Below are 14,586 nucleotides of genomic sequence, written 5' to 3' on the forward strand. Positions count from 1 at the left end.
GGCAGTTGTATATAATGGAGCATACGCTAAGCAACCACTCTTTGATAATTATCTCGATTTATCTAACTACCTATAAAATTTATTATAACGCTGAGAGAACTATGGATAACTCTGAAAACACCAATCGTAATACAACAGTAGCCGCTTGGTTAGCTGAAGGTCAATCCAGCCAGCGTGATATGTTAGCAAGCTTGCAATCCCTAAAAACCAGATTTGATACGCCATTTAATATCATTGCGTCCCATCGCCACAATAGACCTGAGATTTTTGAATTTGCTGATAGTTTTTACCTTGAGCCATCTTTAAATCCCTTAGATGATAATGAGCAACCGATACCCGAAGCTATTATTCCACGCTGGCAATTTGTACTGGAACAAGCCAAGCAGCATAACGTGAAAGTGCTACTTACGGGTCGCAATGGTATCGACTACGAGGCGCAGCGCGAAGCATTTAGTGCGGCTGGTATTCGTCTATTGACAGGGGCAACTAGCGTAGTAGCATTAGAATCAATCGATGACAAGTTTGCCTTTATGCAGCATTGCCACTTGCATAATATTCCAGTTGCAGATGCGTGGCGTTTTGATAATACTGCTGAACTTGACGCTTTACTTGCCGAACATGGTCATCAACCATTATGTGTTAAGCCTGTTACCGGTATATTTGCACAAGGATTTTGGCGACTTGATTCAGGTAAAGAAGAGGATGAGACCTACGATAGCTTTGAGCATCTGTACTTTACCGAAGAGAAGAAGATTAATACCGACCAGTTTTTGAATGCCTATACTAATAGCCAAATGATACACGAACGTCCTATTCCAATGCTGTTGATGCCTTACTTATCAGGGCAAGAGTATTCTATCGATGTTGTGTGCGAATATGGTGAAGTCTTAGCAGCAATCACTCGCCATAAAACCGGTAAAATCCAGCACATCGGCTATGAGCGGTCAGTTATGGATGTCGTCATTCCATTGATTAAAGTTTTTGGCTGCGATGGTATCGTCAGTGTACAGACTAAGGCAGATGATGCTGGCCAGCAGCGCGTCCTTGAGATTAACAGTCGCCCATCAGGTGGTATTGGCTATACGACTCACAGCGGTGTAGACTTAACGCAAGTAGGATTTTCCTATTGGTTAGGCTTAACTGAAAAACCTGATTTAGATGATATCATCCAGAAGATTACACCTTGTCAAGTACGCTCCATTATGACAAGTGTCATGATCGATGATTAGATGATTACTTAAATTATCCTAAAAGTAGTGAGTTACAGCATCTAAAGGACTGAGCAGATTTTTTAAACAGTCAGGCACAAAAAAGGTTTTTAGATATAAATCTAAAAACCTTTTTTTATGGCTCTCTTCACTCAGCTGTAGGAGTGATAATTGCTTATAATTATATAGCTATAATAGTTACTCGCCAAATACTAGAGTTGCTTTCTTAGGTGCGTTATAAGAAGCAGCGGCCCATAGCAAGCTCAATACAATTACCGAACCTACAAAGATAGTAAGCGATGAAGTAAACGCGCTTGAATTATTATAACCCATAGACATCATTTCACCTGTATGAGTCATCTCCATAGCCGCCATACCAGTATAGTGCATACCGCAAACTGCTATACCCATGATGAACGCGCTACCAAAACGTTGTAGATTTCCACGTAGGTTAAATGCCAACCACAGTGCTGCAATAGCGGCTACGATAGCAATAACAATTGAGGCAATTAAAAGTGTCGTGTTGTACGACATAGTTGCATCCATCTGCATTGAAGCCATACCAGTGTAATGCATCGCTGCAACGCCAAGACCCGTTAGTGTACCGCCGCCTAATAATTTGGCAATGCTTGGTGTACCACGGCCTACGATAATAATTCCAACTGCAACAAACACAATTGCAAGCAACATAGAGACAATTGTCATACCGATATTATAAGTAACAGGCATCTGCATATCGACTGCCATCATACCAATGTAGTGCATTGACCAAATTGCGCCACCAATAGCAATTGAAGATAACGCTACCCAAAAATATAGATCTGATCCTGGTTTTGCAGCTGGAACCCGAATAGCAAGGTTTAAACCAACATAAGAACCAAATACTGCAATCGCGTATGAAACAAGCACCAAAAGCATGTCATATTGAACTTCAATCATTTTTCTACCCTTCATATTTAATAAAAACTGAGCATAAGACAACGCTGGTTTGGTTGAACCGAGGTGCTTAATACGTTTACTATTTATTGTTCATAGGAATTGAATTTCCTATGAATGATTACTTTCTATCTAATGCTAAATTCACAAATATTGGTACTACCAGATCCGCAACTGGTTTCCTCAACGCTCGCTCTCCCTACTGCAGGGTTGGCCGTCAAGAATCCTTCTATATAACCTACAACAAAGTGGCAACCTGAATGATTGGTATCTGATGGACCACAAAATGGACATCTAATTAATGTGATTACGTTCTCACCTGCTTTCACTTTAGAAAAGTCTTTTAATGCTGGGACAAGCTCTCGACTAATCGCCGCCGATTTTTTTAACGGGCTACCAAGAGCATAGTCGCGTTGGTAAATACCGCCGCCGACCTTGCGACCCAATTCATGCAATGCAGCAGCACGCTTATCACTTGCCAAACTTTCTTCATATTGTTTGACGACATCAACTATATTTGGATACTGCGCTCCGATAGCCGCTAGAATAGCTTTCTCATCTAACGCTTTTTTATTCGGTGCTACCGTTTCTTCGTCTTCAGAAATTTCTAGGTTGAACAATGTACAACCGGCAATAGAAGATAAGTCATCGACTAAATCAGCTTGCGTTTTCGATCCCTGACTTCTGGCAACCACATAAATAATGTTTCCACCATTTTCTGATGGTTCTTGTTTCTGCGATACTAGTTGATAACCTGCTTTAATAAGAGGTGAAATAACGTTGACTAGGCGAATGCGTTCAGACGACGTTTCCAATGCGCAAGAAAATTTCAAAGACCACTCCTTTTTCTGAAAATATAGCTAGAATTTTCTAATACCAAGCTATTTAAACAAAGCTGATAATTAAAATAAACCGCATACGATTTTTTATAGAATCGTCCCGAATTTATTATACTATTTATTTAATATTTACAATATGTAATTAATGATAATATTGTAACTTATATTTTGGATGAATTTTTGTCGCATAATCGTTATTGGACCACAAACCTATACTTCTTACATATCAACTCTATGCTCTTTACCTATTAATTAGCAGTCGTTTATTTATTTCCATAAGTCCAAAAAACAAATAACTTATCGGCAACATAAAACCAGTCAGATACACTAAATTATCAATAATATCAGTATCTTAAATAATTTCTTCTTAACGGTTACTTATATGACAACGAAAAGTAAACTAGAAAACAAAGGTAAAAATCCTAAGTTTAAAAATATAAATTTTGTTTCCTTCTTTATCATTGAGAAACTATAACAGTACTAAGTTCTCAGAAGGATTTCGTCAGCATTATTACTCAAGGTATACACACTAGCAAGTCTTAACGCGATATCGTCCGATAGAGGGTGATATCATCCGATAAATGACATTGAGATAGTGACATACATGATTAAAGTCAGAATAGGAGAGAGATTTTCGTTTAAAGGTCATAGCTTAAATAGCGTTTTTATTTGACTTAATTTTTGTTGGATAAATCTAGTTGAACTATGGCTGAACTGACTTGTTACCCAGTCTAGTGAAAGTCCAACTATCACGTTATTCATGATCAACGAATATTGCTTTAGGCTTCCTACTGTCGGGAGTCACTACAAGTCTTTTTGTGACTATTCATAAAATATGCGCTATATGACGAAATTTCAGTTATTATCTGCGCTATTAGCGAACGCTTAAATCGTTTCGGACAACTCGTTTGGTTGGTCATTCATGACAGCTACACCTCTGACTACACTATAATTAAGCAAGCAAAGCCGCAGCACGTTATGGCTGTTGTAATTGATAGAATTTATAACTATACAAGATCAAAAGTACAAAGGAATATTAATGTCAAATAAGCAACACAGCACCACTATTAACTTACCGCGAGGTAATCTTGATCTCACCTATCAACTTAACGATACTTCAGGTAGTAAAGCGACTTATCAACTAGAAGAACTATTGAGCTTTGCGCAACGTATAAACCCCAAACGCGCATTTCTATTCGTCTCAAAAGTCTTAGGTCGTCATATTCCAGTCGCACCTAGTACCATGCGCAGTGCTTTTACTGATTTGGCAAATTTAGTACCTAATGATTTACCCGAGCCGATTTTGGTCATTGGTATGGCAGAGACTGCCGTTGGGCTATCTGCTGGTGTGCATCAAGCGCTACAAACGCGCTATCCGAATGCACTACTATTAAACTCTACGCGTCATGCGCAACATAGTGGCAATAATGACAAAAGCAGCGACTCTTTGTTGACCACTTTTAGCGAAGACCACAGTCATGCCAGCCAACATTTAATTTATCAAAGCTCTGATAAAGTCACCCAAGAGCAATTACTTGCTAGCAAGACGCTTATTATGGTCGATGATGAAGCCTCAACGGGCAATACTTGCGTCAATGTCGTGACTGCCCTACGTAATGCTGGACTCGCACAATTAGAGCAAGTACATCTCACCACTTTGGTTGATTGGTCCCTAAATCAGAATCAGGGTACAGCTGATGCAGACGATACAATATCTACTCGTTTGCCTAATATAGACTTTCATCGTCATCATTTATTGTCTGGTGCATGGCAATGGACGGATGCACCCGACCCTGAACCTATTATCATGCCATCGGTCGATACGACAGAGGCTGGCAGTCAGCCATTAGGCAACACTGGTAATTGGGGACGCTTCCCAACGCTAGATAGCACAGATGGATTTGATAATTATCTGGAGAAGTTTCAAACTGCATTTACGCGTTTTAGTGAGCAAGCACAGTTTGATAAAAAGCAATTACCTGAGCGGATTTTGGTATTGGGTAGTAATGAGTTTGTGTGGTTGCCGTTTTTATTGGCGGAATGGCTTGAGCAAACTGCTAGCTTAAATAGTGACAATCAGACAGTTAAATTTAGCGCCTTGACACGCTCACCGATTGCACTTGGTGGTGCGATTACCACCATGCTAAGCTTTAGCGACAATTATGGTCTAGGTATGACCAATTTTGCTTATAACGTTGAGCCAAGCGATTGGGATTTGATTGTGCTTTGTGTAGAAACGGCTTCTGATAGCGTGGATGACATGTGGCAAGGTTTGGATAATGTGTTGGTGGTGAGTCCTACACTTTGAACTATCCTCTAAATCATAATCTGATTTTCAAATCTATTATTTATGGACGCTTTTATGACTACCCCATTCTTCAAGACCAGTCCCGACATCATCAAACCCTACGCGCTAATGGATTTGGACGATACGCTTTTTCAAACCCAACGCAAAATTGATGCATGGGATTTGCCAATGGCTGAGTCTGAAAACTTAGTCTGCGCCACGGTTAATAAAAAAGGCGAGCCGTTAAGTTTTATGAGCCAGCGCCAAGCGTCATTCTTTAATTGGTTGCTTGCTAGCACTGAATTAATAGTAGTAACCGCGCGCGACCGTAGCGAAATCAAACGTGTAAAGCTACCTTTTGACAGTTGGCAAGTTTTGACTCATGGCGCGATTATTTTAACAGCTGATGGCGAACTATTAAGCGCATGGCAACAGCATATGTATGAGCAGCTTAGCCTCTTGCAAGACAAACTTCACCAGCTAAGCCAATTATTCGCGGATCACAGTAGAAAAGATGACAGTCAATTGGTATTTACACCGCATATTGATAGCTTTAATAATGGTTCTGCTAATGAGGAGCTCACCATTTATCTGGCTATTAAACATGCGCAAAAAAACCATCAAGCGCTAGTAGAATTAGCTGCACAGTTACCTAATCTAATACGTGATTTTGATCAGGATTTTTATGTGCACGTCAACGCAAATAATCTCGCAATACTGCCACATGCGGTTCATAAGCATCATGCGGTACAGTTTTTATTAGACCATCATTTAGACAGTCAACGTCCGAGTTTTGGCTTTGGTGACAGTCTGGCAGATTTACCTTTTCTGCAACTGCTTGACTGGTATGGTATGCCTAATCATGGTCAACTGCACGACAATCTTAACTCTTAATAATTTTCGGCGATTAACAACTCTCAAATATCAATAATTATAATAACGATAGCAGCTTATACGAGTAAAAAACCTCCTATGACCACTCCCAATATTCAAAAACTCGATAAATACGGCTCAGGCAGTTACCTTGCCAGCGATGTAACAGTGCTACTCGATATCGTTGATAAAGACGCGGTTGCAGACGTGCCGGTTAGCAAAAAAGAAGCGCTTATTCAAAGTGGCCAGCGCCATTATTCAGACATGCTGACCTTAGAGAAAGCACCGTCAGCCATGCATGAGCAATTATACGCGCAGGCATTAGAGCAAGGCACAAATAGAACCGCGACTGATATCGCTAATTTAGCGCATACGTTACACAATACTTTCGAGCAAACGGTTAGTGCTGAGCGCCCATTAATATTGGTCAGCTTAGTACGAGCAGGTTTGCCAGTTGGAGTATTATTACAACGTGCCCTATCAGATAATGAAAGGTCAGATGCCGATAGCGACTACTCTCTGCCCAGTGTGCATTACGGTATTAGCATCATCCGTGATCGTGGCCTTGATCCAGTCGCTTTACAGATGATATTACACGCTTACCCAGACAGCCCCATCGTATTCGTTGATGGCTGGACAGGGAAAGGCGCTATTTATCAAGAGCTTGCTCATAGCTTAGAAGTCTTTAGTGACCCTAGCCATCCCAATTTTGCCAATATTTTTCATCAAGGAAAAGACGCCATCCCGCTACTTACACTCGCTGATCCAGCGGGCGTAGCATGGCTAGCTGCTAGTGAAGAAGACTGGTTGATCCCATCAGGTTTATTAAATAGCACGGTGTCGGGATTGATTTCACGTAGTCTTTATACTGAGCCGCAATCAGGTCTACATCGCAGTGTTTTTTATGATAATTTAGTAGAAGCAGATCATAGCTTAGCGTTTATCGATCATATTGATACAGCACGACGTGCATTAACGATACCTTTGCAACGTTTGCCAACATTTAAGCAGCCGCGCTATCAGACTGCTGATTTAATAGATAAGCTAGCTGCAGACTACAATATCACCAATCGTAACCGTATCAAGCCGACGATTGCAGAGGCGACACGCGCCATATTACGCCGCGATCCCGAGCGCATTCTACTGGCTACTGCCGAGCATCCCGATACCGTGTTATTGCGACATTTATGTGCGCAGCGAGATATTAATATTACTGTGTTAGGTGCTAAAATACTCCCCTATCAAGCCATCACTCTTATCAAGCAACGCACAACAGACAGCCAATCATAAGTAGGATAAGCGTCCGACGCTTTTGTCCCTGCACTATCATTCACTACTATTTACGATAACATCTACTATGTCAGAAAAAACGTCCAGCCTTTATAATTATACTCAGTCTTATGAACACCTGATCACTGAGCGTCATGCTATGATCAAGCCGCATACCCATCACCCTTATCAACTTGGCGCTAGCCTTTATATGCCAGCTACTCGCCAAGACATTTGGCAAGTCATTAAGCGTGACAAATTACCGACGATTAATAGCATTATCATTTGTTTAGAAGACGCGGTTAGCCATAGTGATGTTGAGTTGGCACTCGAGCGCTTGCAGGTACTGCTCCATACGTGGTCGGCACATGTTAATAGTATTAATGAGCCAACCAGACAAGCTAATCTTCAATCAGAGCAGCAATCAAAGCAGCAAAACCAGCAGCCGACGCGACCATTGGTCTTTGTACGTCCACGTAATCCGGCCATGCTACAGCAGCTAGCAGATTTTGCTCACATTGATCTGATTGATGGCTTCGTCATGCCTAAAGTCGATATGTATAGCTTATCCAATTGGCGTATGGCCTGTCAGAATGTAAGTACTGACCAGTTATTGATGCCGACCTTAGAGACTGCAGCCCTATTCAACCCGCATCATAATCAAGAGTTAGCGATTGGCTTTAAAGAAGCCTTTAGTCAGCCAGTCTTTGCCCTACGTATCGGTGGCAATGATCTGTTTGCCGCGCTGCGTTTGCGCCGTCCGAAAGACAGCATTGTCTACGATACTCCGATTGGTACTCTTGCCTATCAGTTACTTGGCTGTTTTGTACCGCATGGTTTTTATCTAAGCGCGCCAGTCTTTGAATATTTAGACCAGCCAACGCTATTTATGCAAGAGCTGACTCGCGATGTGAGCTTAGGTTTGGTCGGAAAAACCGTCATTCATCCAAGTCAGATTGCTTTGGTACAACAAGCTTACTGCGTGCCCCTTAGTATGCTAGATGAGGCGCAAGCGATACTCCATAGTGAAGCGAAAGCTGTATTTAAATATAATAATACGATGTTAGAGCCTGCCACACACCGTGCTTGGGCGCATGAAGTGGTCAATCGTGCAGAAGTGTTTGGTACGATTAACGATGGTAATAGTGACTATAAAGCGCGCTTATAATCAATCCTAAATAAAACTGGCACGCTCTATGCCACAGGCTGCTGGTATTAATTTCCCTTGCGTGCTGTGCCTACGCCGACAGAGGCTGCGCGAAACTAACACCAGCAGCACTGTACCTATTTTAACTATATAAAAAATGCAGTCGTAAAAGTCGTCTATTAATTTTAATAAAAAAGCCGCTATTCAATCAATGATAGCGGCTTTTCTATTATTCAAACTTTGAAATCTTACACACAGCATTCTAGGAAATTACTCATCACTGTATTTACTTGCTCAGGCTCTTCCACGGTCGCAGTATGACCAGCTCGCTCAATGACAGCAAGCTTGGAGCCTTTAATCGCAAAATGCATCCGCTCAGACTTGGCATATGGCGTCGCTGCATCTTCATCACCGACCACTATCAATGTCGGCGTCGTGATACTTCCCAGCTGATCATAAGTCCCCTTGCGCTCAATGACGCCCATCGTGGCCTTGGACACACCAACCTTATTATTGCCTTGTATCTGTGCCAGCCAATCTTTGCATTCAGATTTGCGCGACTTGTCTGCTAAGAAGCTACTGCCAAACATAATCGGCATAACCTTTTTACTGACTCGCTTCATACCTAGCCAACGAATCGCTGTAATCAATTTGCGATATTGCGGTGCAGACTTAGGATCTTCAGGATCAGATGACGTTTCTAACAATATCAATGAAGACAACAGCTCCGGGCGACTTATAGCGATACGTTGCCCGATAAATCCACCCATCGATAAACCTACAAAATGGCAACTATCAATGTTAAGGGCATCAAGTAGCGCGATAGTATCATCGGCTAAAGTGTCCATATCATAGCCGGACTTAGTAATCTGCGACTGTCCCTGCCCGCGAAAATCAAAAGCGATGCAGCGATACTCATCTTGAAAGTGTGCTACCTGCTTATCATACATTCGTGTACTCCACAGTAGGCCATGAGCGAACACCATTACGGGTTTACTCTGATCATTAGGTGCACTGTCTTCGTAATAAATATTCGCATTGTTGATTTGAATATGAGGCATAGAAACTTCCTTGTCTGATAATTATTTATAAGTAAAAAGCGATTAGCTCGTTTGTGAATGACTTTTTGGTACAAGCGTGAATGCTTTAGCATAAGACATAAGATATTTATTTCAAGTAATGTTTCTAATAATGAATGTAAGCAGCTTTAAACCCGTAAAGACCTCTCATTACCTATTAATTCCTGTCTATAGCTATGCGGAAATACTATCAAGATTAGTATGGCTTAAGCGCCCACAAAACCTGCTTTTATAATCATGACAAGCTGCTATAGTAAGCAGAATTAGCAACAAATACTGAATCATTTATTCGGATCACTTTTCATTCATTATCGATCAATGTTAATCAGCCATTTAAAATAAGGAAATCAAAGATGTCACAATCTCTAGTCGAGTATCACAGCGAAAACCATATTGCCACCATCACTCTAAATGACCCAAAAAGTCTGAATGCCTTTAGCACACCATTAAAGACCAGTGTACTAGAAGCGCTTGAGCAGGCTGAAGCTGATGATAAAGTTAGAGTAATTGTCTTACAAGGTGCAGGCGGCAATTTCTCAAGCGGTGGTGACATTAAAGAGATGCTATCTGAAGGCATAGACAAAGAAGTCATTTCAAATAAACTAAAAGGCATGGTGGAAGGCGCTGGAGAAGTCAGCTTAAAGTTGCGTAAAATCCATAAACCAATTATTGCTAAATTAGAAGGCGCGGTTGCAGGCGCAGGCATGAACTTAGCCTTAACTTGTGATTTTCGTATCACCGCAGATAACGCGAAATTCGTGCAAGCGTTTGTACATATCGGCCTCGTACCTGATGCTGGCGGTGTGTATTTATTAAATCAGTTAATTGGCCCTGCTAAAACCACTGAGCTTGTAATGCTTGGCAATAAAATCAGTGCACAAGACATGGCTGACTTAAACTTGGTCAACCAAGTCGTGTCATCTGAAGATCTTGATGCCGCAGTGTTAAAGATTGCCTCTCGTCTGAGCGCTCTGCCAGCTAAAGCCTTGTCTAGCATGAAACATATGCTCAATACTCATGCTTACTCAGGCTTGAATGAGGCACTCGATATGGAAGTGCAACAACAAGCAATGCTGGCGAAAACTGATGATTTCATTGAAGGGGTTACAGCGTTCATTGAAAAGCGCAAACCAGTTTATCAAGGTAAGTAATAAACTAGTCAGGCTCGCTTTTGCAATATCATCAAAAAGGCTGCCAAATGGCAGCCTTTTGTCTTGAGTAAAACCCTATATATTATGGTTAACCATATCGTTACTTGTTAAGAGGCGGAGGCTGACTCCTGTTGATATGGTAAAGTAAATATCTTGTCAAAACCTAACGTGAAAACAAAGGTATAAACTAAGAAGAATAGCAATAACGCTGCCTCCATTATAAAGGCTTTTGTCACACCAACATCATACCAAATCATATACAGTGGTAAGCAAATTAAAACCAATCCGCCTTCAAATCCCAAGGCATGGGCACTACGTATCCATAACGTGCGCTTGGTCACCTGCTTACGACTTTCCCACGCCTCAAAGGCCGTATTGTAAATAAAGTTCCAGATCACAGCGGCCAATGACACCATCACAGCAACTGGTAAGGACTCTGCCACATCGCCACCACTGAGCTTCATCAGTACAAAGGTAGAAGAAATGATTGCGATAATCTCAAAGATAATCACATAGACGATACGACGTTTGAGTGGGGATAAAGTAATCAACCAAAACTCCAGAGCACTTGATTGTAAACAAAAAAGTGCCTATCAAAGTATCGGTCCGTCCCGAGATAGAAAAAATAGATTAAGTGCAGAGCCACGGTTTCCGCCTGCGCCTATATTATACCTAAAATAGTAAGAGAAGCCAGTTAGTGCTGATAACAAAAAAAACCCGCATCATTACGATACGGGGTTACTATTTAAATAAGAGCTGTAAAACTTAAAAACATTTCATTTTAAAGCTTAGGTCAACTGAGCAACGTTAATTTTATCCGCTTCTTCAGTGTACTCTTCCATACGGTCGAAGTTCATGTACTGATACACTTCTTCGCCCATGCTGTTGAGCATGCCAGCATACTGCTGATATTCTTCATTGGTAGGCAATTTACCAAGTACCGCTGCTACTGCTGCAAGCTCTGCAGACGCCAGATATACATCAGCGCCTTGACCTAGACGGTTCGGGAAGTTGCGGGTTGAGGTCGATACCGCAGTAGAGTTCGGTGCGATACGTGCTTGGTTACCCATACATAGTGAACAACCTGGCATCTCAGTACGAGCGCCGGCTTGAGCATAAATGTTGTAATAACCTTCTTCCATCAACTGACGCGCATCCATCTTAGTAGGTGGCGCAATCCATAGACGAGTTTTGAGGCTACCTGCTGGTACGTCTTGTAGCAGTTTACCCGCAGCACGGAAATGACCAATGTTGGTCATACATGAACCAATGAATACTTCATCAATGGTATCACCAGCCACGTCAGCCAATGTTTTTGCATCGTCTGGATCGTTCGGGCAGCAAAGAATCGGCTCTTTAATCGTGCTCATGTCGATAGTCATATCGATTGCATATTCTGCATCTTCGTCAGCACGCATGAGGCTTGGATTAGCCAACCACTCTTGCATTTGCTCGATACGACGGCTGATAGTACGCGCATCGCCATAGCCTTCTGAAATCATCCACTTAAGCAGCGTGATGTTTGAGTTTAGGTACTCAGTCACTGACTCTTCAGATAGCGTGATAGTACAACCTGCAGCACTACGCTCAGCTGACGCATCAGATAACTCAAACGCTTGCTCAGCGGTTAGATCTTCTAAGCCTTCAATTTCAAGAATACGACCATTGAATTCGTTGATTTTGCCTTTCTTATCAACGGTTAATAGACCTTCTTTGATCGCTTGATAAGGAATCGCATGGACTAAGTCACGTAGCGTGATACCAGGCTGACGTTCGCCAACGAAGCGGACACGGACAGACTCAGGCATATCAAGTGGCATAACACCAGTCGCTGCTGCGAATGCTACTAGACCAGAACCAGCTGGGAACGAGATACCCATTGGGAAACGAGTATGCGAGTCACCACCAGTACCAACGGTATCTGGAAGTAGCATACGGTTCAACCACGAGTGAATGATGCCATCGCCCGGACGTAAGCTGACGCCGCCACGGTTCATGATGAAGTCAGGTAGTGTATGCTGAGTCTCAACGTCAACTGGCTTTGGATAAGCAGCAGTGTGACAGAATGACTGCATGACTAAGTCTGCTTGGAAGCCCAAACATGCCAAATCTTTTAGCTCATCACGGGTCATCGGACCAGTGGTATCCTGAGAGCCAACAGTCGTCATTTTAGGCTCACAGTACATACCCGGACGTACGCCTTGCAGGCCACAAGCTTTACCAACCATTTTTTGCGCAAGGGTAAAGCCTTTACCCGTATCAACTGGCTCTTCTGGCTTGGCAAAGATATCTGAATGACCAAGACCCATGTATTCACGAGCACGGTTAGTCAAACCACGACCAACGATTAGTGGAATACGGCCACCAGCACGAACTTCATCAAGCAATGTTGGTGAGTTTAGCTTGAACGTTGACAGTACTTCGTCAGAGTCATGCTTAGTGATTTTGCCTTCATACGGATAGATGTCAAATACATCACCCATGTTTAGGTTATCAACCGCTACTTTTTCGATTGGTAATGCGCCAGAATCTTCCATAGTGTTAAAGAAGATAGGTGCAATATTGTTACCTAATACTAAACCGCCGCCACGTTTGTTTGGCACGTTAGGGATATCATCGCCCATGAGCCACAATACTGAGTTCGTCGCAGACTTACGGCTAGAACCCGTACCAACCACGTCACCAACATAAGCCAGTGGATGGCCTTTTTCTTTTAACGCTTCGATCTGCTTCATTGGACCGACAACGCCCTCTTCGTCAGCAGTGATGCCGTCGCGAGAGTTTTTGTGCATGGCTAATGAATGTAATGGGATATCAGGACGGCTCCACGCATCTTGCGCAGGTGACAAGTCATCAGTGTTGGTTTCGCCAGTCACTTTAAACGTCGTGTAAGTGGTCTTTTCTGGTACGGCAGCACGGTTCAAGAACCATTCAGCGTCAGCCCAAGATTGAACGACTTCTTTAGCGATGTCGTTGCCAGCTTCAGCTTTTTCAGTGACGTCATTGAACGCGTCAAATACGAGCAAGGTCTTTTTCAATGCTTCTGCTGCATCTTGTGCAACATCGGCGTCATCTAGTGCAGCAACCAATGGCTGCACGTTGTAGCCACCTTGCATAGTGCCTAGGATTTCAACGGCTTTTTGCTTGCTGATAAGTGGTGATGATGCTTTACCCTTAAGAATAGCAGCTAAAAATGCAGCTTTAACGTAAGCAGCTTGGTCAACGCCAGCAGGAATACGGTTTTCTAGCAGGTTCATTAAGAACGCATCTTCGCCTGCTGGTGGGGTTTTTAATATTTCAACCAACTCTGCTACTTGTTTTTCATTCAGTGGTAGCGGAACCGTTCCTAGCTCAGCACGTTCTTCGACATGTTTACGATAAGCTTCTAACACAATAGTCGTCCTCGTCAGTTGGGGGGTATTAGCACATTACGTGGGTAGTCAGCATGACAGCCTGCGTCTATGTACTAGGTGGAATAATTATCCGTGCAATCATAGCTTAAAACGCTCTAAATGTTAATGGCTCAGCCTTTAAAAGGCTCATAAAGCAGCCATAAAGGGGTCATATTGAACATTTATTATATAAATAGTACCATCAACAATATGATTGACTGCCTTTATAGAACCCGTACTCAGCTTGTAACTCTTGTCAAGCACAGCTCGATTTACGGTTAAACAAATACTGTGCGACGTCGATACTCTTTTGTAAGATATTATTTTATAAAATATCATTTTAATACGATAGCTTAGAAAAATAGCGCTTGAAAAAATATTTTTTATTAGCAAATACTAAATTGA

General features: G+C 42.2%; 11 protein-coding genes. 6 read left to right on the forward strand and 5 right to left on the reverse strand.

Translation table 11 applies throughout. The features are described from left to right. The first annotated feature begins 101 nt into the window (after nucleotides 1–101). A complete protein-coding gene (locus AK823_RS09280) occupies nucleotides 102–1,229 on the forward strand; it encodes an ATP-grasp domain-containing protein (RefSeq protein ID WP_068330258.1) in 1,128 nt (375 codons plus the stop codon). Between the two features lie 177 nt (nucleotides 1,230–1,406). On the opposite strand, the gene AK823_RS09285 is transcribed toward AK823_RS09280, so the two are convergent. Together AK823_RS09285 and AK823_RS09290 are read right to left on the reverse strand one after the other, a co-directional pair. Beyond that, on the reverse strand, nucleotides 1,407–2,147 hold the full coding sequence (locus tag AK823_RS09285; protein ID WP_068036631.1) for an MHYT domain-containing protein: 741 nt from the start codon (nucleotides 2,145–2,147) through the stop codon (nucleotides 1,407–1,409). Nucleotides 2,148–2,272: 125 nt separating this feature from the next. After that, nucleotides 2,273–2,977 (reverse strand): hypothetical protein, encoded by a 705-nt coding sequence (locus AK823_RS09290; protein ID WP_068328492.1) that lies wholly within the window; start codon nucleotides 2,975–2,977, stop codon nucleotides 2,273–2,275. Between the two features lie 1,045 nt (nucleotides 2,978–4,022). Between AK823_RS09290 and AK823_RS09295 the strand changes: the two genes are divergently transcribed. The 4 genes from AK823_RS09295 (at nucleotide 4,023) to AK823_RS09310 (ending at nucleotide 8,580) form a co-directional block, all read left to right on the forward strand. Next, nucleotides 4,023–5,291 (forward strand): phosphoribosyltransferase domain-containing protein, encoded by a 1,269-nt coding sequence (locus AK823_RS09295; RefSeq protein ID WP_068328496.1) that lies wholly within the window; start codon nucleotides 4,023–4,025, stop codon nucleotides 5,289–5,291. 54 nt (nucleotides 5,292–5,345) lie between these two features. Next, the gene (locus tag AK823_RS09300; RefSeq protein WP_068328498.1) at nucleotides 5,346–6,164 is read left to right on the forward strand and encodes an HAD hydrolase family protein; all 819 of its coding nucleotides are present in this window, start codon (nucleotides 5,346–5,348) and stop codon (nucleotides 6,162–6,164) included. Between the two features lie 78 nt (nucleotides 6,165–6,242). Beyond that, nucleotides 6,243–7,433: a cysteine protease StiP domain-containing protein gene (locus AK823_RS09305; RefSeq protein ID WP_068328501.1), complete on the forward strand. Its 1,191-nt coding sequence runs from the start codon at nucleotides 6,243–6,245 to the stop codon at nucleotides 7,431–7,433. A gap of 67 nt (nucleotides 7,434–7,500) precedes the next feature. Further along, nucleotides 7,501–8,580, forward strand: coding sequence for an HpcH/HpaI aldolase/citrate lyase family protein (locus AK823_RS09310; RefSeq protein ID WP_068036648.1), 1,080 nt, complete (start codon nucleotides 7,501–7,503; stop codon nucleotides 8,578–8,580). 227 nt (nucleotides 8,581–8,807) lie between these two features. Here the strand turns inward: AK823_RS09310 and AK823_RS09315 are convergent, their stop codons facing one another. Then, nucleotides 8,808–9,620 carry an alpha/beta fold hydrolase gene (locus tag AK823_RS09315; RefSeq protein ID WP_068328503.1) on the reverse strand — a complete coding sequence of 271 codons (813 nt, stop codon included), beginning with the start codon at nucleotides 9,618–9,620 and terminating at the stop codon, nucleotides 8,808–8,810. 371 nt (nucleotides 9,621–9,991) lie between these two features. On the opposite strand from AK823_RS09315, the gene AK823_RS09320 reads away from it, so the two are divergent. Next, complete coding sequence (locus AK823_RS09320) at nucleotides 9,992–10,789, forward strand: enoyl-CoA hydratase-related protein (protein ID WP_068328506.1); 798 nt, start codon at nucleotides 9,992–9,994, stop codon at nucleotides 10,787–10,789. A gap of 107 nt (nucleotides 10,790–10,896) precedes the next feature. On the opposite strand, the gene AK823_RS09325 is transcribed toward AK823_RS09320, so the two are convergent. Further along, nucleotides 10,897–11,340: a PACE efflux transporter gene (locus AK823_RS09325; RefSeq protein WP_203226554.1), complete on the reverse strand. Its 444-nt coding sequence runs from the start codon at nucleotides 11,338–11,340 to the stop codon at nucleotides 10,897–10,899. Nucleotides 11,341–11,577: 237 nt separating this feature from the next. Beyond that, complete coding sequence (acnB, locus tag AK823_RS09330; protein WP_068328509.1) at nucleotides 11,578–14,181, reverse strand: bifunctional aconitate hydratase 2/2-methylisocitrate dehydratase; 2,604 nt, start codon at nucleotides 14,179–14,181, stop codon at nucleotides 11,578–11,580. Between the last annotated feature and the right edge of the window lie 405 nt (nucleotides 14,182–14,586).

The organism is Psychrobacter sp. P2G3, from assembly GCF_001593285.1.
Classification (GTDB): Bacteria; Pseudomonadota; Gammaproteobacteria; order Pseudomonadales; family Moraxellaceae; genus Psychrobacter.